Annotated in this window: 19 protein-coding genes; 10 read left to right on the forward strand and 9 right to left on the reverse strand. The window is 65.5% G+C overall.

Going from position 1 to position 23,531, the window contains the following annotated elements:
* Positions 1-81 precede the first annotated feature (81 nt).
* Positions 82-516, forward strand: a complete 435-nt coding sequence (locus CH276_RS11955; RefSeq protein ID WP_032394369.1) for a nitroreductase family deazaflavin-dependent oxidoreductase — start codon at positions 82-84, stop codon at positions 514-516.
* Between the two features lie 70 nt (positions 517-586).
* Entirely contained in the window at positions 587-1,942 is a 1,356-nt protein-coding gene (gene ilvA / locus CH276_RS11960) for a threonine ammonia-lyase IlvA (protein WP_094689111.1), read from the forward strand.
* Between the two features lie 29 nt (positions 1,943-1,971).
* Here ilvA and CH276_RS11965 read toward each other — a convergent pair whose 3' ends face one another.
* The gene (locus tag CH276_RS11965) at positions 1,972-2,496 is read right to left on the reverse strand and encodes a TetR/AcrR family transcriptional regulator (protein ID WP_032394688.1); all 525 of its coding nucleotides are present in this window, start codon (positions 2,494-2,496) and stop codon (positions 1,972-1,974) included.
* Positions 2,497-2,628: 132 nt separating this feature from the next.
* Here CH276_RS11965 and CH276_RS11970 point away from each other — a divergent pair, with 132 nt between their 5' ends.
* Complete coding sequence (locus CH276_RS11970) at positions 2,629-4,176, forward strand: MFS transporter (RefSeq protein ID WP_094631693.1); 1,548 nt, start codon at positions 2,629-2,631, stop codon at positions 4,174-4,176.
* Here the strand turns inward: CH276_RS11970 and treZ are convergent.
* Genes treZ through CH276_RS11990 form a run of 4 tightly spaced genes read right to left on the reverse strand, consistent with a single transcriptional unit; the run spans position 4,149 to position 12,774 of the window.
* The gene (gene treZ / locus CH276_RS11975) at positions 4,149-5,909 is read right to left on the reverse strand and encodes a malto-oligosyltrehalose trehalohydrolase (protein WP_254924370.1); all 1,761 of its coding nucleotides are present in this window, start codon (positions 5,907-5,909) and stop codon (positions 4,149-4,151) included. The genes CH276_RS11970 and treZ overlap by 28 nt on opposite strands.
* Positions 5,906-8,281 (reverse strand): malto-oligosyltrehalose synthase, encoded by a 2,376-nt coding sequence (gene treY / locus CH276_RS11980; RefSeq protein ID WP_094631694.1) that lies wholly within the window; start codon positions 8,279-8,281, stop codon positions 5,906-5,908. The genes treZ and treY overlap by 4 nt, the downstream gene beginning before the upstream one ends.
* A gap of 3 nt (positions 8,282-8,284) precedes the next feature.
* Entirely contained in the window at positions 8,285-10,582 is a 2,298-nt protein-coding gene (gene glgX, locus CH276_RS11985) for a glycogen debranching protein GlgX (protein ID WP_094631695.1), read from the reverse strand.
* Positions 10,583-10,638: 56 nt separating this feature from the next.
* The gene (locus CH276_RS11990; protein ID WP_094631696.1) at positions 10,639-12,774 is read right to left on the reverse strand and encodes an acyltransferase family protein; all 2,136 of its coding nucleotides are present in this window, start codon (positions 12,772-12,774) and stop codon (positions 10,639-10,641) included.
* A 293-nt stretch (positions 12,775-13,067) separates the two neighbouring features.
* Between CH276_RS11990 and CH276_RS11995 the strand changes: the two genes are divergently transcribed.
* Positions 13,068-14,282, forward strand: coding sequence for an MFS transporter (locus tag CH276_RS11995; RefSeq protein ID WP_094631697.1), 1,215 nt, complete (start codon positions 13,068-13,070; stop codon positions 14,280-14,282).
* Positions 14,283-14,811: 529 nt separating this feature from the next.
* Here the strand turns inward: CH276_RS11995 and CH276_RS12000 are convergent.
* The gene (locus CH276_RS12000; RefSeq protein ID WP_094631698.1) at positions 14,812-15,609 is read right to left on the reverse strand and encodes a MerR family transcriptional regulator; all 798 of its coding nucleotides are present in this window, start codon (positions 15,607-15,609) and stop codon (positions 14,812-14,814) included.
* Between the two features lie 147 nt (positions 15,610-15,756).
* On the opposite strand from CH276_RS12000, the gene CH276_RS12005 reads away from it, so the two are divergent.
* Complete coding sequence (locus CH276_RS12005; protein ID WP_094631699.1) at positions 15,757-16,620, forward strand: GGDEF domain-containing protein; 864 nt, start codon at positions 15,757-15,759, stop codon at positions 16,618-16,620.
* 9 nt (positions 16,621-16,629) lie between these two features.
* Here CH276_RS12005 and CH276_RS12010 read toward each other — a convergent pair whose 3' ends face one another.
* Complete coding sequence (locus tag CH276_RS12010; protein ID WP_032394360.1) at positions 16,630-17,226, reverse strand: CHAP domain-containing protein; 597 nt, start codon at positions 17,224-17,226, stop codon at positions 16,630-16,632.
* 47 nt (positions 17,227-17,273) lie between these two features.
* On the opposite strand from CH276_RS12010, the gene CH276_RS12015 reads away from it, so the two are divergent.
* Positions 17,274-18,050, forward strand: coding sequence for an SIR2 family NAD-dependent protein deacylase (locus CH276_RS12015; protein ID WP_082073681.1), 777 nt, complete (start codon positions 17,274-17,276; stop codon positions 18,048-18,050).
* A 157-nt stretch (positions 18,051-18,207) separates the two neighbouring features.
* On the opposite strand, the gene CH276_RS12020 is transcribed toward CH276_RS12015, so the two are convergent.
* The gene (locus CH276_RS12020; RefSeq protein ID WP_217901424.1) at positions 18,208-18,588 is read right to left on the reverse strand and encodes a helix-turn-helix transcriptional regulator; all 381 of its coding nucleotides are present in this window, start codon (positions 18,586-18,588) and stop codon (positions 18,208-18,210) included.
* Between the two features lie 62 nt (positions 18,589-18,650).
* On the opposite strand from CH276_RS12020, the gene CH276_RS12025 reads away from it, so the two are divergent.
* The 3 genes from CH276_RS12025 to CH276_RS12035 all read left to right on the forward strand — a co-directional run bounded on the left by CH276_RS12025 (position 18,651) and on the right by CH276_RS12035 (position 21,811).
* Entirely contained in the window at positions 18,651-19,040 is a 390-nt protein-coding gene (locus tag CH276_RS12025; RefSeq protein ID WP_032394357.1) for a hypothetical protein, read from the forward strand.
* A gap of 67 nt (positions 19,041-19,107) precedes the next feature.
* Positions 19,108-21,411 carry an accessory Sec system translocase SecA2 gene (gene secA2 / locus CH276_RS12030; protein ID WP_094631701.1) on the forward strand — a complete coding sequence of 768 codons (2,304 nt, stop codon included), beginning with the start codon at positions 19,108-19,110 and terminating at the stop codon, positions 21,409-21,411.
* Positions 21,404-21,811 carry an META domain-containing protein gene (locus tag CH276_RS12035; protein WP_176459224.1) on the forward strand — a complete coding sequence of 136 codons (408 nt, stop codon included), beginning with the start codon at positions 21,404-21,406 and terminating at the stop codon, positions 21,809-21,811. The genes secA2 and CH276_RS12035 overlap by 8 nt, the downstream gene beginning before the upstream one ends.
* A gap of 4 nt (positions 21,812-21,815) precedes the next feature.
* On the opposite strand, the gene CH276_RS12040 is transcribed toward CH276_RS12035, so the two are convergent.
* A complete protein-coding gene (locus CH276_RS12040) occupies positions 21,816-22,403 on the reverse strand; it encodes a TetR/AcrR family transcriptional regulator C-terminal domain-containing protein (RefSeq protein ID WP_094631703.1) in 588 nt (195 codons plus the stop codon).
* 125 nt (positions 22,404-22,528) lie between these two features.
* Here CH276_RS12040 and bioB point away from each other — a divergent pair, with 125 nt between their 5' ends.
* On the forward strand, positions 22,529-23,521 hold the full coding sequence (bioB, locus tag CH276_RS12045; protein ID WP_045194949.1) for a biotin synthase BioB: 993 nt from the start codon (positions 22,529-22,531) through the stop codon (positions 23,519-23,521).
* Positions 23,522-23,531 lie beyond the last annotated feature (10 nt).

Below are 23,531 nucleotides of genomic sequence, written 5' to 3' on the forward strand. Positions count from 1 at the left end.
GTGGGCCGAACTTGGGGTCCGGACCTGGCAATGTCGACGATCTCGTGGCGTGCCGACGCCTCGAGGTGTTGACTGAAAGCCATGCCATTGACAGGAGAATACGAACCGAGTTCATCCGACTGGGCCCGCAAGCAGGCCGAGCTGTACGAGAACTCCGGCGGAACCGAAGGCACGACGATGAACGGGATGCCTGTGGTGCTGCTGACCACGAAGGGCAACAAGAGCGGAAAGCTGCGCAAGTCACCGCTGATGAAAGTCGAACACGATGGTGAGTACGCCATCGTCGCCTCCCTCGGCGGTGCCCCGAAGCACCCGGTCTGGTACCACAACGTCAAGGCCGAGCCGCTCGTCGAGCTGCAGGACGGTCCGGACAAGCACGACTACATCGCCCGCGAGGTGACCGGCGACGAGAAGGCAGTGTGGTGGGAACGCTCGGTTGCCGCGTACCCCGACTACGCGGAGTACCAGAAGAAGACCGACCGCGAGATACCTGTGCTCGTACTCTCCCGCGTCTGAAACGCCGTCGGTCCGGTCGTGGAGCGGTCCCGGATGGGCAACCGTTCCACGCTGGTGGCAGCATGTGCTGGTGTCTTCATCCCCTGAACTCGCCTCCCAGCATTCACCCTCGGTAGCCGTCACCGCTGCCGACATCGATGCCGCTGCGGTGCGTATTTCTTCGGTGGTTGCTGCGACACCCCTCCAGCTGTGCGAACGGCTGTCCGCGGAGACGGGCGCGAAGGTCTACCTCAAGCGCGAGGACCTGCAGATCGTGCGGTCGTACAAGATTCGCGGCGCGTACAACCTGATGGACCAGCTGACCGAGGCCGAGCGTGCGGTGGGCGTGGTGACGGCGAGCGCGGGCAACCACGCGCAGGGCGTCGCATTCGCGTGCCGCACGATGCAGGTCCGCGGTCGCATCTACGTTCCGGCCAACACTCCCAAGCAGAAGCGTGACCGCATCCGCGTGCACGGCGGCGAGTTCGTCGACCTCATCGTCATCGGCGACACGTTCGATGCCGCGGCAGCAGCTGCTGCCGAGGATGTCGCTCGTACCGGTGCCACCATGGTGCCCCCGTTCGACGACCCCCGTACCGTCGCCGGCCAGGGCACCATCGCTGCCGAAATAGTCGACCAGCTCGGTGGCGCGCCGGACGTCGTCGTCATGCCCGTCGGCGGCGGCGGATGCATCGCGGGCATCTCGAGCTACCTGCGCGAGCGCGCACCGCAGACCTCGCTGGTGGGCGTCGAGCCGTCCGGTGCCGGATCGATGACCGCCGCACTGATCGCCGGTGGTCCGGTCACGCTCGCCGACATCGATCCGTTCGTCGACGGCGCCGCCGTCCGCCGCATCGGGGACGTGCCGTATGCGGCGCTCCGGTCGTTGGGTGCCACCGTCGTCTCGCACGCGTCGTTGCCATTGCTCACTGCGCCGGTGTTCGACAGTGCGGGTCCCGGTGCGTTCTTGGTCACGCAGATCGACGAGGGCGCGATCTGCACCGCGATGCTGGCTCTGTACCAGAACGAGGGTGTCATCGCCGAGCCCGCGGGCGCACTCGCGGTTGCTGCGCTCGAGCACCTCGACATCGCCCCCGGAAGCACCGTCGTCTGCCTGGTGTCCGGTGGCAACAACGACGTCTCCCGTTACGGCGAGATCCTCGAGCGTTCTCTGGTTCACCTGGGGCTCAAGCACTACTTCCTGGTCGACTTCCCCCAGGAACCCGGTGCGCTTCGCCGATTCCTCGACGAGGTGCTCGGCCCCGAGGACGACATCACGCTGTTCGAGTACGTCAAGCGCAACAACCGCGAGACCGGTGCTGCTCTGGTCGGCATCGAACTCGGGTTCGCGAGCGGATTGAGCCCGCTGCTCGAACGTATGCGGGATTCTCACCTGCACGTCGAGCAGTTGGAGCCGGGTTCACCGGTCTACCGCTACCTGACCTGATCCGGCGCGCCGGGCCTGTCTGTGCGCAGTCACCGGCCGAGAAGGCGATCGACCACCTGTCGGTGCAGGTCGGGGTCGACGCCCGGGAGATCGAGAAGGGCTCCGAGGTAGATGCCGTCACCGACGAGTCGGATGATCTCGGCCTGAACCGGATCGTCGATTTCGGTGCGAAGACCCTCGTCCCACAACCGCATCATCTCGGTGACGGCATCTTGCACCTCGCCGGAATTGCCGTCGACGCTGCGCAACGCGGCCAGGGTCGATCGATACAGGGCGATCTCCTTCTCGGAGATGGAGTCGGGTGGTTGCAGATACCACTCGGCCACCGATGTGCCGCCTGCTGCGGCGTCGGCGCGCTGCTGATCGGCCTGGGCACCGAGTCGTCGCACCATAGCGGCAATCAGCGCGTCCTTGGTCTTGAAGTGATAGAGCAGCCCGCCCTTGGAGACGCCTGCGGCGGCGGCGACGCTGTCGAGGGTCACTTTGGTCAAGCCGTGTTCGATCAGCATCGCTTCGAGTGCGTCGAGTATCCGGTCGCGAGTGTCCGATGACATGAATGTCACTTTACCGGCTGGACGGTTGGAGGTACGCTCGATCACTGTACCGGCTGGACGGTCGGTACTCGTCGTCGCTTCGGGACCAGTTCCGGTCACCGAGCGCAGAACGTAGGAGCAGCAGTGAGTGACATGCGCACCGGTTCGGTGCACGAGGCGACCGGAGCATCCGAGCACCGAGCCACCCCGAAGGACTGGCTGGGTCTGGTGGTTCTGGCATTCGCCGTGTTGCTCATCGCCGTCGACGGCACGGTCCTCGATCTGGCTCTGCCCTTCATCAGCTCCGACCTGGCACCGACCAGCAACCAGCTGCTGTGGATCATCGACGTCTACTCGTTCGTCCTGGCCGGCCTGCTCATCACCATGGGCACACTCGGCGATCGGATCGGTCGTCGTCGACTGCTGCTGATCGGTGCCGCGGGTTTCGGTATTGCCTCGCTCGTCGCCGCTGTCTCGACCAGCGCCGAGATGCTCATCGCGGCCCGGGTGCTTCAGGGCATCTCCGGCGCAACTCTGATGCCTGCGACCCTCGGCTTGATCAGGACCATCTTTCTGAACCCGCGTCAGCGCGTCGCCGCCATCGGAGTGTGGGGCGCAATGGCCGGTGGCGGTGCCGCCGCGGGACCGCTCGTCGGAGGCTGGCTGCTCGAGCACTACTGGTGGGGATCGGTGTTCCTCATCAACATCCCCGTGATGATCGTGCTGATCGCTCTCGGGCCGCTAGTCATCCCCGAGTCCAAGGATCCGAACCCGGGGCGCTTCGACCTGACGAGCTCGGCACTGTCGATGCTCGCCATCGTGCCCGTGGTGTTCGCGGTGAAAGAGACCGCGGCACACGGATTCGACGTGGTCTACCTGCTCTCCGCAGTGATCGGCATCATCGCCGGGTTCGTGTTCGTGCGGCGGCAGCGAACTCTCGCGGCCCCGATGATCGACCTGCGGCTGTTCGCCAACCGAGCGTTCTCGACGGGTGTGGCCACGAATTTCCTGTCGGTCTTCGCCCTCGCCGGGGTGCTGTTCTTCGGTTCGCAGTACCTGCAGCTCGTCCTCGGCAACAGTCCGCTCGAGGCGGGACTGTTGCTGCTGCCCGGCACCGCCGCCAGTATCGTCACGTCGTTGCTGGTCGCGGTCCTGGTTCGGTACTTCAGCGCGGGAACGGTTCTCGGTGTCGCGATGTTCGTCGCGGCTGCGGGCGCAGGCATCTTGGTCGGCTTGGCCACGGACAGTGGTCCGACACTCTTCATTGCCGGATTCGTGCTCGTGGGCGCAGGCGTCGGTGTTGCGCTCACACTGACCTCCGAGTTGGTCGTCAGCTCCGTCGAACCCGAACGAGCGGGAGCTGCCTCGGCAGTGTCGGAGACCGCATACGAGCTGGGCATCGCGTTGGGTGTCGCCGTACTCGGCACGGTGGTCATGGCCATCTTCCGTCGTGGAATCGACGTCACCCAGCTGACCCCCGAGCTCGGAGCCAAGGCAGGCGAAACACTCGGCGGCGCGGATGCCGTGGCTCGTGAATTGCCGGACTCGGTGGCGACGGTTCTGCTCGATTCCGCACATGCTGCCTTCGTAGCGGGCATGCATGTCGCGGCCGTCGCCACCGCGGTGGTTCTCGCCGTCACCGCCGTGTTCGTCCTGGTCAACCTACGCAGGCGTCAGGACTCCAGTACGACGACGGAGTGACCGGGAACCGTGGTGGCAGAGCCGGTCTCGTTCGAGGTCGTCGGCTCCCACTCGAGTAGTGCGGAGCCGCCGACCGGCACCGTCACAGCGGATTCGGACAGGTTGCACACCACGCTGATGCGGCCGCGACGAACGACGATCCACTGCGCGTCCTCGTCGTAGTCCACCTTCACGTGGTCGAGCCACGGGTCGGTCAGTTCGGTCCGGTCGCGGCGCAGCCGCAACAAGTCGCGATAGACGGCCAACAGTCGCGCATGATCGCCGTCGCCCAGCTCCGACCAGTTCAGCTTCGACCGCGTGAACGTCTCGGGATCCTGCGGATCCGGGATATCGCTCTTGTCCCACCCGTGCTCGGCGAACTCCGCCTTGCGTCCCTCTGCCGTGGCCTTGCCCAGCTCGGGCTCGGGGTGCGAGGTGAAGAACTGGAACGGTGTGGACGCTCCCCATTCCTCGCCCATGAACAGCATCGGGGTGTAGGGCGAGGTCAGCACGAGCGCGGCCTTGATCGCAAGCTGACCGGGGGAGAGGTAGAAGCCCGGACGGTCGCCGATCGCGCGGTTGCCCACCTGGTCGTGTGTGGTCGTGTAGGTCACCAGGGAGCTGGCCGGGATGCGCCGGGTGTCCAGTGGTCGACCGTGGATGCGACCACGGAAACTCGAGTACGTTCCGGCGTGGAAGAACCCCTGCCGCAACGTGTTCGCCAGCCCCTGCAGCGAACCGAAATCGCCGTAGTAGCCCTGCCGCTCACCGGAGACCGCGGCGTGGATGGCATGGTGGATGTCGTCGTCCCACTGGGCGTCGAGTCCGTACCCGCCGCCCGACCGAGCAGTGATCAGCATCGGATCGTTGAGGTCGCTCTCGGCGATCAGGGTCAGTGGCCGACCCAGATGTGCCGAGAGACTTCGGGTTTCGATCGACAGCTGCTCGAGCAGGTGCACCGCTGTGTGGTCGACGATTGCGTGCACCGCGTCGAGCCGCAGTGCGTCGATGTGAAACTCGGAGAACCAACGCAGTGCGTTGTCGAGGGCATAGCGCCGCACCTCGCCCGAATCGGCCTCGGCGTAATTGATCGCCTGGCCCCAGCTGTTGGCCCCCTCGGTCATGTACGGGCCGAAGCGGTCCAGGTAGTTTCCGGACGGGCCGAGGTGGTTGTAGACCACGTCCAGAACGACACCGATACCGCGACCATGGCAGGCATCGACCAAGCGCTGCAAGCCTTCCGGGCCGCCGTACTCTTCGTGCACGGTGTACCAGAGAACGCCGTCGTAGCCCCAGTTGTGCACGCCGTTGAACCCGTTGACCGGCATGATCTCGATGAACGTCACGCCCAGATCGACGAGATGATCGAGCTTGCCGACGGCCGCGTCGAACGTGCCCTCATCGGTGAACGTGCCGATGTGCAGCTCGTAGATCGACGAGCCGGGCAGTTGCCGTCCGGTCCAGGCCGCGTCGGTCCACAGCGTCGGATCGACTTCGAAGACCTGCGACAGCTCGTGTACGCCGTCGGGCTGCCGGGGCGAACGCGGATCCGGCAGCGCCTTGTCTGCGTCGTCGAGCAGGAAGCCGTATCGAGAGTTCGGTGCGGCGTCGACGTCGGCGTGCCACCATCCGTTCGAGGATCGCTGCATCGGATGCACCGTGTCGTCGAGCTGGAGGCGGACCGTCTCGGGGGTCGGTGCCCAGACCTGGAACCGACGGGTCGTTGCCGATGATGTCACTGCGGAAGACGTCACTGTGCCACCGTTCCTTCGTTGTCGCGCACCAGAAGTGCGACCGGGAGTGAGGCGAACACCTCGGCCACCGACACCGTGCCGGTGTGTTCGACGTCGGTGATGCGGTCGCGCCAACGGCCGTCGGGCAGGGCGACGGATGTCTCACCCCAACCCTGCTCGGACAGGCCGAGCGAGAGTCTCGTGGCGAGTGCGATCACGTCGGCGTTTCCGGGAACCGGTCCACGCGAGAACCCGACGAGGTGCTCGGCTGCGGATCCGTCCGCGACGATGGGCGTGTAGGTCCCGCCGACGAAACTCTTCGGCCGCTCGCGTCGCACGTGCAGTGCGGCGCGAACGACGGCGAGCTTGGCCGCACCCGTGTCGATCGAGAGCGCAGCGGTGTTCGACGCGGCGAGCATCGACCGACGCACCGAGTAGTCGACGGGCCTTCGGTTGTCGGGGTCGACGAGCGAGTCCTCCCACAACTCGGTGCCCTGGTACACATCGGGGATGCCTGGCCCGGCCAGGTTGAGCAGTTTCTGACCCAGTGCGTCGGAATGGCCGTGCGGAGCGAGCTTCTCGACGAGCATCGACATCGAGCGCGCGACGGCACCGTCGAAGATCGCGTCGAGCCAGCTGTGTACTGCGGACTCGAACTCCTCGTCCGGGTCGGTCCACGTCGTGCGAAGGGCGGCCTCGCGGATCGCCTTCTCCGCATAGGCGTGGACGCGTTCACGCAACGAGGACGTGACCACCCCGTCGGTCGGCCAGACTCCGAACAGGTTCTGCCACAAAAACATTCCGGTGGTGCCATCGGGACTCGGGGTCAGTTCTTCCCAGTCCGTTATACAGCGGGCCCACAGTTCAGGAGTCTGCGACAGCACGCCGATGCGTGCCCGCACGTCCTCGCCTCGCTTGGTGTCGTGAGTCGACAGCGTGGTCATCGCCGCCGGCCAACGCTTCGCGCGGTCCGCATTGGTGAGATGGAAGAACTCGGTGCTGCAACCGAATCGGCTGGGATCACCGCCGACCTCCTGCAACGAGATGAGCCGGTTCGCACGATAGAACAGGCAGTCCTCGACACCCTTGGCCGTGACGGCCCCGCACACCTGATCGAAGCGCACCGGCGATTCGGCACCGCTGATCAGAGCCGTCGTCAACGCGCCGAGGCCGGTTGCCAATTCGGGCTGCTCCTCGCCGATCTCCGCGATCACTCCGGGCAGCACGCGAGCGAGCGGCGCGTAGTCGGTCCGGTAGACGGGGACGGCCGCGACGACGGCGACGATCGCGTCGATGACGGACTCGAGATCGACGGTGGTGCCCGATTCGCGCACGACGGCCCGCGCGAGGCGTCGCACCTCCGGGGACAGATCGCCGCGGGCGACCCCGGTCTTGAGGTCCAGTTCGGTCTCGTGCAGCGTCTCGCTGTCGTAGGCGATGCCCGAACGCACCTGCGACAGAGCGGTGAGTGCATGCACGCCCTCGGGGTCGACGAACACGCCGCCGACCGCGGCCAAGGCGTCGTATCCGGTCGTCCCGTCGACGGGGAGCGATTCGTCCAACGGTTCGCCGTCGGCCAGGATCTTCTCGATGACCAACCACCGGTCGGGGCCGAGAAGTCCGCGGAGCTCGGTGAGGTAGCCGGCGGGGTCGGCCAGGCCGTCGGGATGGTCGACGCGAAGTCCGTCGATCAGACCGTCCTCGATCCAACTTGCCACCTGTCGATGGGAGTCGGTGAAGACGTCGAGGTCTTCCTGCCGGATTCCCGCCAGACCGTTCACCGAGAAGAAACGTCGGTATCCGATCAGCCCGTCGGACCAGCTCACCAGTCGGTACGACTGGCGGTCGTGTACGGCCTGCGCATCGCCGCTGTCGGTGCCGTCGGCGATGGGGAAGCGGTGCTCGTAGAACGCGAGCAGAGGCCGGTCCTCGGAGCGGTCGACGGTCAACTCGCCGACGTCGCTCGCGCTCCCGAGAACGGGGATGGCGATCTTGCCGTCGACGCCGTTGTCGGCTCCGAAGTCGATGTCGAAGTACGTCGCGTACTCGGAGTCACGACCGCGACGAAGTACGTCCCACCACCATGCGTTCTGCCGCGGGTCCTCCACTCCTACGTGGTTGGGCACGATGTCGACGATGATCCCCATGCCCACTTCGGCGGCACGAGAATGCAACTGCGTCAATGCTTCTCGGCCTCCCAGTGCGGCCGAGACCGTCGAGGTGTCGGTGACGTCGTAACCGTGTGTCGACCCGTCCGTCGCCGTCAGGATCGGCGAGAGGTAGAGGTGGGTGACCCCGAGGTCGTGCAGGTAATCGACCACGTCCGAGGCGTCGGCAAGGGTGAAGGCATCGCCCCGCAGTTGTAACCGGTATGTACTGGTGGGCAGCGGCATGTGTCAGGCAGTCTTTCGTAGAACGAGCAAGGAACGAGCGGTGACTTCCACCGGTGTACCCGCTTCGATCGATTTCTCACTTGTCCCGGTTCGCGACGCGGTGTTCAGCGCCACCGTCCACTCCTTGGCGTAATTTCCGTCGGGGGTCACGAACTCGATGGTCTCGTGATGTGCGTTGAAGCACAACAGGAACGAGTCGTCCACCACGCGCTCACCGCGTTGGTTAGGCTCCGGGATTCCCTCGCCGTTGAGGAACACCGTGAGCGACTTGCCGAATCCGCTGTCCCAGTCCTCCGGGGTCATCTCCTCGCCCGCGGGGGTGAGCCAGGCGATGTCTCGAGCCTGCTCGCCGGTTCGAATGGGGCGGCCCTCGAAGAACCGTCGGCGTCGGAACACCGGATGCTCGGCGCGCAGCGCGATCGCGTTGCGGGTGAACTCGATCAGTTCGGCGTTCTTCTCGGCCAACGACCAGTCCATCCAGGCCAGTTCGGAGTCCTGGCAGTAGACGTTGTTGTTGCCCTGCTGGGTGCGCGCCATCTCGTCGCCGTGCGCGATCATCGGTGTGCCCTGGCTCAGTAGCAACGTCGCCATGATGTTGCGGATCTGGCGGGCACGCAGGTCCAGGATCTCCGGATCGTCCGTCGGGCCCTCCACGCCGCAGTTCCACGAGCGGTTGTGACTCTCGCCGTCGTTGTTGTCCTCGCCGTTGGCGTCGTTGTGCTTGTCGTTGTACGACACCAGATCGTTGAGCGTGAACCCGTCGTGCGCGATGACGAAGTTGATGCTGGCACCGGGGCGACGGCCGGTGGCCTCGTACAGATCCGAGGATCCGGTCAGTCTCGATGCGAACTCACCCAGTGTGGCCGGCTCGCCCCGCCAGTAGTCGCGCACGGTGTCGCGGTATTTGCCGTTCCACTCCGTCCACAGGCCGGGGAAGTTGCCGACCTGGTAGCCGCCCTCGCCCACGTCCCAGGGCTCGGCGATCAGCTTCACCTGGCTGACGACCGGATCCTGTTGCACCAGATCGAAGAACGCGCTCAGGCGATCGACGTCGTGCAGTTCGCGCGCCAGGGTCGACGCGAGGTCGAATCGGAATCCGTCCACGTGCATCTCGGTGACCCAGTAGCGCAGCGAGTCCATGATGAGCTGCAGCGTGTGCGGGTGTCGCGCGTTGAGGCTGTTGCCGGTACCGGTGTAGTCCATGTAATGCTCGAGGTCGCCGTCGACGAGCCGGTAGTACGCGGCATTGTCGATGCCGCGGAAGCTGATGGTCGGGCCCATGTGATTGCCCTCGGCGGTGTGGTTGTAGACCACGTCGAGGATCACCTCGATGCCGGCGGCGTGGAACGAACGGACCATGGCCTTGAACTCGGTGACCGCGGCACCGGGGGACTGCAGTGAGGAGTACTCCGCGTGCGGGGCGAGGAAACCGAATGTGTTGTAGCCCCAGTAGTTTCGCAATCCCTTGTCCAGCAGAACCTGATCCTGCATGAACTGGTGCACCGGCATCAGCTCGATGGCCGTGACACCGAGGTGGTTGAGGTGGTCGATGATCACCGGGTGCGCCAGGCCCGCGTAGGTGCCGCGCTCGGCTTCGGGGATGTCGGGATGGTTGATCGTCATGCCCTTGACGTGGGCCTCGTAGATCACCGTCTCGTGATACGGGCGTTTGGGAGCGCGATCGGCCTGCCAGTCGAAGAAGGGGTTGATCACGACGGTGGTCATCGTGTGTCCGAGCGAATCATGCTGGGGGAAGTCGTTGTTCGGCACTTCGTCGTGCGCGACGGGGGCTTCCTCGATGATCTCGTCGTCGGGATCGGCGAGATCGGCGGCGTCCTCGAACGGGACCTCGGCGTCGAGCGAATCCGCGGCTTCCTCGACGATCCGTACCTCGGACTCGGACTCGGGCTCGGGAGCCGGGGCGTCCATGTTGTACGAGAACAGCGATCGGTCACCGTCGAACGTTCCCTCGAACGCCTTGCCGTACGGATCCACGAGCAGCTTGCTCGGATCACAGCGATGCCCGGCGGCCGGATCCCACGGGCCATGAACGCGATAGCCGTAGCGCTGACCCGGTACCACCGTGGGCAGGTACGCGTGCCAGACGTAGCCGTCGGACTCCTCGAAACGGATGCGGGTCTCGGTGCCGTCCTCGGCGATCAGGCACAGATCCACCGCCTCCGCGACCTCGGAAAACAAGGCGAAGTTGGTTCCTGCTCCGTCGTAGGTTGCGCCCAGCGGATAAGCGGATCCCGGCCATACTGCGATGGCAGGCGTGTCGTCGGAGGCTTCGTGCAGCATGGATCAACCCTACTGTGGCGGGTGGGCCCGGGCTTACCGAGCGCGAGCCGCCCCGCTCACGGTCCGGCCCACCAGCCGGTGGCCGATCCGATCTGTCGGCCCAGCTCGGTGGTGAGGGTGCGCACGTAGGTCGCGGTGAGATGGTGTTCGTCACGGTAGATCAGAACGTTTCCCTGCTCGGCGCGGCACACGAAGTCGTCGCACACGGCATCGGACAGGTCGAGCGCAGAGAATCCGCCCAGCTGAAACGACGAGGCCAGGGCCGGATTGACGGGGTCCAACGCGTCGTCCCTCGGAATACCGCACGAGACGGCCGTGCCGCCGTCGGCGAGGCAGTCGATAGCCCGGTAGGCGAGCCACGGGGTGTCTCGGATACCGAGAATCCCGACGCCGTCCGCGGTCAGTTGCTGCCACACCGAGGCGTACCAGGGGGGAGTGAAGTCGCCGGGGGCGTCCTCTCGAGGCCGGGTGGCGGTGGTGAACACGTAGTCCGGCTGCATGTCGGCGATGTCGGAGAGCACGGTCCGAGTCCAGTCCAGGCAATCCGGGTACTCGTTCGGGCCGAGCATCGGCATCGTGTTCACGCTCAGCGGGCATCCCATCTTGAGGAAAGTGACCACCGCGAAGCCGTGTTCACGTCCCAGGGCGTCGAGGGCCGTGACCCAATGCTCGGCGTGCGAGCTGCCCGCCAGCACGATGGTTCGGGTCGCGTCGACGTCGCCGTAGGAGCACGAGATCGCTTCCCGGGTCTCGAAATCCGCGATGCAGCCCTCGATGGTGGTGGCCGGCAGGTCCTCCGGGGCCGAATACAGGGGCGGGATCACGTCGGCGGGGTCCGCACGAATCCCGTCGGTCAACTCGAGCGCGCCCGGGTGGGTCAGCTCGTCGATGGATCCGTTGGCTTGCACGGCGTCGATCGATCGGTTGATGTAGGCGTTCCACCCGATCGAACTCGCGGTGACCGCGATCGCGGCCACCACCGCACACGCGGTCACCGCGATGCGTGCCGGGGTGAACGTGGTCGACTGCGTGGGCCGCTCGACCAGCCGAACGGTGAGGAATGCGAGTGCCACCGAGGCAGCGACGATGCCGAGGCCGCCGAGCATGTCGACGTGGGACCGATCGGTGGCCGAGAGGTAGAAGATCAGCAGCGGCCAGTGCCACAGGTAGAGCGGAAACGCGATGGATCCGAGCCAGGCGAAGAAGCGGTTGGAGAGCGTGGCCGCGACGGCCGTCTCGGAACCGGCGACGATCAGCGCGATGGTGGCCAGCACCGGGATCAGGGCCAGAGGCCCCGGAAAAGCAGCGACACCGTCGACGAGAAAGCCGCACGCGACGATGACACCGATGCCGACAACGGCAAGGGCCCCGCGTGCGGTCGACCACGTTCGGGTGTCACGGGCAGACGGCCCGGCCGCCGGTTTGCCGCTGCGTGCGGCGAACACGGCTGCGACTGCCGCCCCGAGCATGATCTCCCACAGCCGCGCACCGGTGTCGTAGTAGTTCCACGCCTGGTGGCGTCGAACACCGTCTGCCGCGTACACGAAAGACACCACCGCGATCACGGCGAAAATCACCGCGAACGTCACAGGTCGAAGACTCCGTGGGCCCTCGGGTCGCGCGATGCGTCGGACCCATGCCAGACCGAACACGACGGCAATGGCCAGTAGGTAGAACTGGAACTGCACGGCCACCGACCACAGGTGCTGAACGGGACTCACCGAGGGGTCGGCCGCAAGGTAGTCGTTCGCCGTCGTCGCCAGTTGCCAGTTCACGAAGTAGAAGACACCGGCCACCAGTTGATCGCCCAGGTCGGCCCAGCGGGTCCGCGGCAGCAGGAACACCGATGCGACGGCTACCGCGAACAAGGTGATCAGCAGTGGCGGCCCGAGTCTGCGCAGTACTCGCGAGATGCGAGTGATCGGGTTCAGGCTCGCGCCGGACTCGGCCGATCTCAGCAGAGATGCGGTGAAGAAGAAGCCGGACAGGGTGAGGAAGACATCGACGCCGCCCGACACTCGACCCATCCAGATGTGGAAGACGACGACGAGTGCGATGGCGACACCGCGCAGGCCGTTGAGGTCGTGTCGCTGTGGTGGCCGACGCGGTTCGCTCGACGGCGGAGCTGCGTCCCCCTGAGCCGGAACGGCAACTGCTGCCGAGGTATCGGCGCTGCTCTGGGGTACGTGCATGGAGGAGAAGTGACTTCCCGGCTGTGTATCGACCACTCGGTCGGGGGTCGCGGACGGTTGGTACCCGACTCCGGTGAAATCGGGATTCAGGGGGAAACAATACGTGTACGTGAGGTGAAGTACCCCTCGGAGTCTGTCTTGCGGCAATAGTCCCAGTTCGCGGACGGTTTCGGTCCAGCCAGGCATGACCGGCTTGCGCAGGCATGAGGCGTATGCAAGCATTTATCGAGCGCGTGCAACTAAACGCGATAGCTCGATAAATGCGTACGCATCTTCCATTCAGGAGTTCAGACATGCCACTCGGCTTGCTCGCCCTCGCCATCGGGGGATTCGGAATCGGTCTGACCGAATTCGTCATCATGGGCCTCCTGCCCGAAGTCGCGGCCGATTTCGCGGTCACCGAGGCCACCGCCGGCCGGCTCATCACCGGCTACGCGCTCTCCGTCGTCGTCGGGGCCCTGATCGTCACCGCCGCCGTGACACGGTTTCCTCGCAAGAACGTCCTGCTCGCACTGATGTGCCTGTTCATCGTCGGCAATCTCGTCTCCGCACTGTCGAGCAGCTACGAGATGATGCTGTTCGGCCGCGTCGTCGCAGCGCTGTGTCACGGAGCGTTCTTCGGCATCGGTGCCGTCGTCGCGGCGAGCCTGGTCGAACCGGAGAAGAAGGCAGGAGCCATCTCCATGATGTTCGCCGGTCTGACCGCCGCCAACGTCCTCGGAGTTCCGTTCGGGACGTTCCTGGGTCAGAACCACGGTTGGCGCTCGACGTTCTGGGCGATCACGGTGATCGGCATCGTCGCGTTGATCGGAATCGCCACCCTCGTTCCTCGCGATACCGGGGGTGACGAGGTGAGCAATCTGCGTCGCGAGTTGCGCGCGTTCCGGTCGGTGCAGGTATGGCTGTCCATCGCCGTCACAGTGCTCGGGTACGGCGGCATGTTCGGTGCGTTCACGTACATCGCGTTCACGCTCACCGACGTCAGTGGCTTCGCGTCGAGTTCGGTGCCGTGGCTTCTTGTGCTGTTCGGCGGTGGATTGTTCGTCGGCAACTACCTCGGCGGCAAGGCGGCAGACCGCAACCTCACCGGCACGCTGACGATTCTGCTCGGTGCGCTGACCGTCGTACTCGTCTTCTTCGCGCTCACCGCGGAGAGTCGTCCCGCGACTATCGCATCTCTCGTGCTCATGGGTGCGTTCGGTTTCGCGACGGTCCCTGGACTGCAGATGCGGGTGATGTCGTTCGCATCCGACGCTCCGACGATGGCATCCGGCGCGAACATCGCCGCATTCAATCTCGGAAACGCGTTGGGCGCGTGGATCGGCGGTGTGACGATCTCGGCCGGTCTCGGTTACACCTCGCCGATCTGGGCCGGTTCCGTCATCACCGCGCTGGCCTTGACGGTTCTGTTGTTCGCGACCGGTCTGCTCCGACGCGCCGACGCGGATCCGGTCGCGGGAGCGAGCCGACCGAGCGCTGCGACCAGTGCTGCGGGATCGTCCACCTGAAGGCCGAAGGAGTCGGCAGTACCGTCGACCCTCCATCGCTTCAGAGGCGCGGGCACGGTAACCGTTGTGGCACAGGACAGGTCGATGTCGACCGAGGTGCCGTCCTGATTCGGTAGTACGAGTCGGCCGCCGTCGAGAGCCGGCGACGCGACTCCGTAACGGCGGTGGATTCGGGCGGAGACGATGGTCGCTCGGTTCACCGTCGCGACGACCTTCCCGGAGGATCGCAGAGTGAGTGTCGTCGGCGAGAGAACATGAGGATGGACGCGGGCCAGCGCGACCGACGAGGTGAGTACCAGCAGTGACGCCGCCGACAGGGCGGCAACCACTGCACTGATCCACAGCACCGGAATCAGCAGATGCAGAACGGCCATCTCGATGACGGTGACGATGCCGAACATCGCAGGCATGGCAAGGGTTCCACGCACTGCCGGGAACGTTGCGGAGTCCGAGTCGACCGGGGCATGCCGTCCCCGCGCCCACAGCAGCAATGCGTGCCATCGGCCGACCTGGACGGGAGTGTGGACCGTCATCGAGCACCACCGGGGCGGATGGGTTCGCCGGTCTCCAGACGCGCGATGGCCTCGATGATCACTGCGCGCTGAGCGGGATCGGGCACGATGTCGTCGATGCTCAGCGGGCCGCTCTCGTGGGCAGGGACGTCGGGCTCCGTCGAGACGAGAGCGTGGATATCGAGCACCGACGCCAATTCTGCTGCGAGAGAATCGATGTCACCTGCGGCATCGTCGACGCCTCGGCCTTCGAGCGCGCTGAATCTGTGCAGGAGCGCAAGGTACTTCAGACGGGTTCCGGGATCGTCGAGCGTCGCGGTCATCGTCTCGAAGAACGACGTGGGGACGGTGCCCGAGATCGCCATCACCTCGAGCAGGTCACGCTCGCGGAGCAACGCGTCTCGGTCGGTCTCGGCGGCAGTATCGATCAACGCGGCCAGTGTGTCGGCCGCATCTCGCGGCAGGGCCGTCAGTGGACGCTGCTCGACGGCGTCGTCGAGCAGGGCCGACAAACGAGCGTGCCTGTGCGCCAGAGCTTTTTGTTCCGTTTCGATAGCCGCGAGCAGAGCGCGCAGATCGGCGACCACATCGCTCTCGTCCGTAGCGGACCGGTCGAGGGCGGCTGCGATCGCACCGAGGGGCATTCCGGCATCGGCGAGCCAGCGAATTCTCATCAGTCGAACCACGTCGTCGATCGTGTACTCGCGATAGCCGTTCGACAGTCGGCGCGGCTCACCGAGCAGGCCGAGACGGTGGTAGTGACGCACGGTTCGAGGTGTCGTTCCGGCGGCCTCGGCCAGGGATCCGATTCTCATGTGTTCAGTGTGAACCGTGACGCTACGTCAAGGTCAAGATCGGCCGCGCCCTGCTCGTGAGCAGTCCGATACGACCCACCGAGTAGTCTCGGTGGTCCGTGCGATTCGACGTGGCTCGCACAGTTCGAGGAAGAGACCCGGCTGAAGATGGTCGACACCGATCGTTGGTATCGGGAGATGTTCGAGGCCAGCACAGTCGGATTGGCCCTGGCCGACGAGAACGGATTGTTGGTTCTCGCGAACGAGGCGTATGCGGCCATCGTCGGTTGTCCGCGCCATCTGTTGTCCGGCCGGTCCTCGCGTGAGTTCACCCATCCCGACGATCTGGCTCAGCACGCCGCGATGGAACAGATCATGGACGACGCCAAGGCGCGCGGGGAATCGGTTCATGTCGAGAAGCGCTACCTGCATTCCGACGGCACGGTTCGGTGGGGGTGGATCTCGGCCAGTGAGGTTCCCGGCCCCGGGGGCATTCGGTGGACGATGGCCGTCGTACACGACACCACCGACCGGCGGCGCGTCGAGGACGACCTCCGTCAAGCCGCGCAGACCGATGCCCTCACCGGCTTGCTCAACCGACGTGGATGGCGAGATCGGTTGCATCAGTTGACGACACCCCGTGGTGCCGACCTCGCATTGGCTCTGGCGATGATCGACTTCGATCGGTTCAAGTCGTACAACGACAGGTATGGGCACGGACGCGGGGATCGGTTGTTGGTTCGGTTCTCCGCTGCTGCGCAGGACCTTCTCGGTGGCCGGGTCTCCATCGCCAGGTGGGGCGGCGAGGAGTTCGCACTCGCGATGCCCGGGGTGGATTCGACGACCATGTCGGCCGTGCTGGCCGAGCTGTCGGCGGTCGTGCCCGACGGACAGAGCTTCTCGGCCGGTTACACGACCCTGCGCGCGGGGGAGTCCGTCGACGACTGTTTCGACCGCGCGGACATGCTGCTCTATCGGGCCAAACGAGACGGTGGTGCACGCTCGTACGGCGAGGCGTACGAAGCGCCCTGATGACGACCGTCAGCTCTGCAGCCGGCCGAATCCGACGACCCCGGAATCGGATGCGTAGTTCAGTGTGTGCACCCTGATCTTGCCGGCTTCGTTGCCTCCGACGGTGATGGCCTCGCCGCCCTCGACCGCAACGATCACGTTGGTGTGCTGGCCGGCCCAGCTGGCGTTGTCGTAGAGCACCACATCGCCCACCGATGGCGTGTAGTCGCCCACGGCCTCGAATCGGCCCTGCTCCTGGTAAAACTCCTGCAGGGTGTAGACGCCGGGTATGCGCCACGAACCCGAATGAGGATTCGACAGCGGCAGTCCCGCCTCCTTCATGATCCAGCTGACGAAATCGGCGCACCACGCTTCGTCGATGCCTTCGGCGTAGAACGTTCCCGGCCGCTGCAGCTCGTGCTCGGTGCGCAGGAGTTCGACCACCCGGGCCTGATCGGTGGTCAACTCGCCGGCATTCACCTCAGGGAATGCTTCGGTGTCCCATGGGAGGTACCGGCTCGGTGCCAGCCACAGAACACCGACCACCGCGACCACGACGACAGCCGTGCAGGCTGCCACCCACAGCGGCCACCGTCGTCGGGTCCGCGCGGTGGCGTCGATGCTCATGCGACCACGGTAGCGCGAGGTGGCACACCGCTCGGCACAATGACTGTGTGACCACTTCCGAGAATTCGTCGCCCGTTTCCGTTCCTGAGCCCGTCGTGGACGCCGCGAGAGGCGCATCGCGGATCACCGTGCTCACCGGTGCAGGCATGTCGGCCGAATCGGGGATCGCAACATTTCGGGACGCCCAGAGCGGGTTGTGGAAGGACTTCGATCCCAAGGACCTCGCCAGCCCCGAGGGGTGGTCGGCCGACAGTGATCTGGTGTGGGGCTGGTATCGGTGGCGGGCCGAATTGGTCCGACGCTCCGAGCCCAACGCCGGACACGTGGCACTCGCGCAATGGCAGCAGCGGGCGCACGTCGACATCGCCACTCAGAATGTCGACGACCTGCACGAGAGGGCGGGGGCCACGGTTCTCTCGCACGTGCACGGGTCACTGTTCGAGCCGTACTGCAGCGATTGTGGAACGCGGGCGCAGTTCGACGATGCCGCGGACGCACCTGCCGAGGCGGACCAGCGGGTTCCGCCGCCGGAGTGCCCGCTGTGCGGTGGGCTGATCAGGCCGGGTGCGGTGTGGTTCGGCGAATCGCTTCCCGAGGCCGCGTGGGAGGCGGCCGAGGAGGCCGTCCGACATGCCGACCTGGTTCTCGTGGTCGGCACGTCCGGAGTTGTGTACCCGTTTGCCGGGCTGCCTGCGATCGCCCGCAGCGCCGGAGCGACGGTGGTGGAGATCAACCCGGTCGAGACCGAGGTCTCGGACATGGCCGATCACCGGTGGCGCACCACGGCTGCGACGGGGCTGCCTGCGTTGGTCGAGCAGTTGTGAAACGGGGGCCTCGCGCCTCCAAGAGCCAGGAACAGTGACAGCTCACCGAACTGCGCAGCGAATCGCCTGTGTCGGGCCGTCTCGATCGTCGGAAATCGCCACAACTGCCGATTGCAACATCAAACGATTGCAGCTCGACGACTACGGCAACCCCGGGTCAGTCGGTGGTCAATGCCTCGACCAGAGCGCTCATTGCCGATGCTGCACTGTCGGTTTCGCTGGGTCCCAGGGCGGCGAGGCTGGCGATGAGTGCTGCTATCTCGGGGGCGGTCAACCGCACCGGCCGGGGCGCGGCGACGCTTGCCAGTCGAGATCCGCCGTGCACACCCGGTACCGCATCGATGGGAACCCCGGACTCACGCAACCGGGCAAGGTCGCGTTCGACGGTGAGCACGGAAACCCCGAGCCGTTGCGCGAGTTCGGGTGAGGTCAACGGCGCAGCCGCCGACCCCAGCCATTCCACGATCCGCTGCTGACGCGCGACGCGGCGCAAGGTGAGTGCGCTGTCGAGCGATCGGGGCGCGTTGTCCTTCGGCACCGTCCGAATTCTTCCCGATTCCCGACACCGCCCTGACGGGATTGGGTCCTACCGTTGTCGATATGACACCTGACACCGAATCGATCGACAGCTTCTTCGCCCGCTACACGGGGTACTTGACCTCGGGCGATCTCGACGGTCTGGCGAATATCTACAACTATCCGGCTCTGGCCGTCACGGCGCGGGGTTGTGCGGCGATCGCCGAGCCGCAGCAGACCCGAGAGTTCTTTCGGCAGGGGCAGACCTACTATCGGTCGCGCGGAATACAGGGGGTGCGGGCGCGCGACATCGTCACCGAGGCGCAGGTGCCGGGTATCTGGGTTGGGCACCTTCTGCTGGAGAACCTCGACTCCGACGGTTCGCCGGTGGGAACCGAGCGCAACGCCTATCAGGTGGTGACGCTGGACGACGGCACGCGTCGGATTGCGGTGACGACCCCGCTCGATGCCTAGAGCTGGGCGGAGCCGCACTCGGTACTGTGGGTGGGAACGGTTCTTCTTTCTCAGGTAGGGATAACAGATGGCTTTGGGCTCCGACCGATTCTGGCGCGTACTCGGCCGCTCGGCGCAGAAGGCGCAGAGCACCTCGCGTCGACGCGTCGACCGGGCTCAGGAGCATGCGGAATGGGCTGCTGCCCTGAGCGCGAGCGAGTTGGCGACCGAGGCGACCGCGCTGCGGGTCGACAATGCCGACCGTCTCGATGTCCCTCGGTACCTGGCGTTGACGCGCGAGGCGAGCGAGCGTGCCCTGAAGCTCCGGCCCTTCGACGTTCAGTTGCACGGTGCCGTGCGATTGCTCGCCGGTGACGTGGTGGAGATGGCAACCGGCGAGGGCAAGACGTTGGCCGGTGCCATCGCTGCCGTCGGATACGTGCTGTCCGGGCGTTCGGTGCATGTCATCTCGGTCAACGACTTTCTCGCGCAACGTGATGCGCAATGGATGCAGCCACTGTTCGAGTCCCTCGGTATCACCGTCGGTTCCATCGGCGAGTCGTCGACCGCATCCGAGCGGCGCGCCGCCTATGCCTGCGACATCACCTATGCCTCGGTCAACGAGATCGGGTTCGACGTTCTGCGTGATCATCTGGTGAACGACCGAAACGATCTGGTGGCACCCGTGCCGGACGTCGCCCTGATCGACGAGGCCGATTCCGTACTGGTCGACGAGGCGCTCGTTCCGCTGGTGTTGGCCGGTTCGGTCTCCGGCGACGTCTCGACCTCGACGGTCATGGATGCAGTCCGATTGCTGGACAAGGGAGTTCATTTCGACACCGATGCCGAAGGACGCAACGTGTTCCTCACCGACGAGGGCGCACTGCGGATGGAGAAGGAGCTGGGCGGTATCGACCTGTACTCCGAACATCACGTCGGGACGACATTGGTGGCGGTCAACGTGGCACTGCACGCCCAGGTGCTGGTCCAGCGCGACGTCGACTACATCGTCCGTGACGGACGGGTGCAGTTGATCAACGCCTCGCGTGGCCGGGTGGCCGAACTGCAGCGATGGCCGGATGGATTGCAGGCTGCGGTCGAGATCAAGGAGGGGCTCGCTCCCACCGAGACCGGTGAAATTCTCGACACGATCACCGTGCAGGCGTTGATCAATCGATACGCGACGGTGTGCGGTATGACCGGTACCGCCATGGCGGCGGGGGAGCAGCTTCGCACGTTCTACGGCCTCGGAGTCTCGATCATCGAGCCCAACGTTCCCACGGTGCGCGTCGACGAAGTCGACCGCGTGTACGACACGATCGAGCACAAGAACGCTGCAATTGCGCTGCAGGTGAAGGAGATCCACCAGACCGGTCAGCCGATCCTCATCGGCACCCACGACGTCGCAGAGTCCGAGGCGCTGGCCTCGACGCTCACCGCGTCGGGCGTGGAGGTGGTGGTGCTCAATGCCAAGAACGACGCCGAGGAGGCGGCGGTCATCGCTGCGGCGGGCGTACACGGCGCGGTGACGGTCTCGACGCAGATCGCCGGACGTGGAACCGACATCAAGCTCGGTGGTCCCGACGGCACCGACCGCGAACGGATTGCCGAGCTCGGCGGACTGTTCGTTCTCGGCACCGGTCGCCACACCACCGAGCGACTCGACAATCAGCTCCGAGGACGTGCAGGTAGGCAGGGAGACCCCGGCCGGTCGCTGTTCTTCGGCAGTTGGGAGGACGACGTCGTCAAGAACAACATCGGCGACAAGGATGCCCCGAAAGGCATCGACGAGAGCGGCCTCTTCACCTCGGCTGCTGCGGCCGACCGTGTCGATCATGCGCAACGCATCGCCGAGGGCCAGATGCTCGAAATACATTCGCGCACGTGGCGTTACAACCAGCTGACGGCTCAGCACCGTGAGATCCTCGATCGCCGCCGGGCCACGTTGCTCGACTCCGACGAGGCACTGACGCTGCTCGAGCAGCACGCACCGGCGCGCTCGAAGGAGTTGCGCGAGACCGTGTCCGAGGAAACTCTGATCGAGGTCGCCCGCCAGATCGTCCTGTACCACCTCGATCGGTCGTGGTCGGACTACCTCGCGCACCTCGCCGACGTACGGGAGAGCATTCACCTGCGCGCACTGGGGCGGGAGAACCCGCTGGACGAGTATCACCGGATCGCTGTCGAGGCGTTCAAGACGGTGTCCTCCAAGGCGATGGATCTCTCGCACGCGACGTTCGAGTCGGCCGAGATCACCTCGGAGGGAATCGATCTGGACGAAGCCGGCTTGCGTCGACCGACGTCGACCTGGACGTACATGGTGCACGACAACCCGTTCGCGTCCCGCGGAAATGCCGGTGCGGCCGGTCTGGGGCCGATTTTCGGTGGCTGACGCGCGGCGCGCGTTGCTCGCTCTCGCGTTCGGCGCGAGCGTGGTGGCTTCCGGGTGTGCCGACTCGTACGGCGAATTCCCGGCGGGCAAGACGTATTCGTCGGTCGATGCACCCGACTCCTACACGCCGGTTGCCGGAACGACGGTCAGGCTCGAATTCGTCGACGACCGGATCTCGGCCGAGGCGGGGTGCAACAGGTTGTTCGGCACCGTGGACACCTCGCAGGGCAGAATCACCATCGACTCTCTCGGGTCGACGCGCGTGGCCTGCCCGGAGGCGATCATGGAGCAGGACCGGTGGCTGTCGGCGTTCCTGACCTCCTCGCCACGGTGGTCGCGGGACGGTGGAACCATGACCCTGGACAACGGGAGCGAGCGCATCGTCTTCGCCGAATTCTGATCGATCAGCGGCGCATGCGGTTCACCGCGGTGTGGCGTACCCCGTCGAGAAAGAGTTTCAGTCCGAAATCGAATCTGCTCGTCGGATCTGGACTCTCGAAAAGCGGCGACGCGTCGGGCGTGAGGGCTCCGGCGGAATCCATCTGAAGCCGCGCTTGCTCGTCCACGGTCTGACCGAGGATGTAGTACAGCAATGTGTCGGCGGTGAGTTCCGCGTCGCGTCGCGGCAGTCCTGCTCGAATGCACACGGCGGCAATGCGTTCGCGAATGTGGTTGGTGGTCAGCCTCGACGCGTAGGTCGCGGCCACCAATTCGGCACCGTCGCGTCGGGAGAGAAGCGCGTCGCGCAGTCGGTGCGCGATCTGAGCGATCTGTGCGTCCCACGACTCCTCGGTGGACGGTGCATCGGCACCCGAGAGTATGTGGTCGGCGATGGCACCGAGCAGCGTCTGTTTGTTGGGGAAGTGCCAGTACAGCGCGCCCGGCTGGACGTGCAGTGACGTCGCCAGACGGCGCATCGTCAGGTCTGCCAGGCCGTACTCGTCGAGAATGGCGATCGCGCCGTCCAGGACGTCCTGCCTGTTCAGTTGCACGTACTTCCCCCTGTCGTTCGACGCCGCGTCGCTTTGACAGTAGCCGAGCGCGGTGCCTAACGTGAACGCCGTTCAACTTGAACGGTGTTCAATTTCGATGCCGTTCGACGACGAGGGGACCCGGAATGGACATTTTGCGCACGGCGCGTACACAGGTGCTCGGCGACGGCATCGCGCTCGATCGATCTCAGGTTCTCGAGGTTCTCGAGCTCGGTGACGACCGTCTCGAGGAGACGATGCTGTTGGCCCACGAGGTGCGGATGAAGTGGTGCGGGCCCGAGGTCGAGGTGGAGGGAATCGTCAGCCTCAAGACCGGCGGGTGCCCCGAGGACTGCCACTTCTGTTCGCAGTCCGGGCTTTTCGCCTCCCCGGTCCGAGCTGCGTGGCTCGATATCCCCTCGCTGGTGGAAGCTGCGAAGCAGACCGCGAAGACCGGAGCGACGGAATTCTGCATCGTCGCCGCGGTGCGCGGACCGGACGATCGGTTGCTCGCGCAGGTCGCCGCGGGTATCGAGGCCATTCGGAACGAGGTCGAGATCGATATCGCCTGCTCGTTGGGCATGCTCGATCAGGATCAGGTCGATCGGCTCGCGGCAATGGGTGTGCATCGCTACAACCACAATCTCGAGACCTCTCGCTCGTACTTTCCGAACGTGGTGACCACCCATACCTGGGAGGAGCGGTGGAACACCCTGAAGATGGTGCGCGAGGCAGGCATGGAGGTGTGTTGCGGCGGAATTCTCGGCATGGGGGAGACGCTCGGGCAGCGGGCCGAGTTCGCAGCCGATCTCACCGCACTCGAACCCGACGAGGTGCCCCTGAACTTCCTCAACCCCCGGCCGGGAACCCCGTTCGGAGACCTCGACGTGCTGCCGGCATCGGATGCTCTGCGCGCTGTCGCTGCGTTTCGTCTCGCCCTGCCGCGCACGATTCTCAGGTTCGCCGGCGGCCGCGAGATCACTCTCGGTGATCTGGGTGCGAAGCAGGGAATTCTCGGCGGCATCAATGCGGTCATCGTCGGCAACTACCTGACGACGCTCGGTCGTCCGGCCGAACAGGACCTCGACCTTCTCGGCGAGCTGCAGATGCCGATCAAAGCGCTCAACTCGACTATCTGATGGGCGTATT

Origin of the sequence: Rhodococcus sp. 06-470-2, assembly GCF_002258235.1 — a bacterium.
Lineage (GTDB): Bacteria > Actinomycetota > Actinomycetes > Mycobacteriales > Mycobacteriaceae > Rhodococcoides.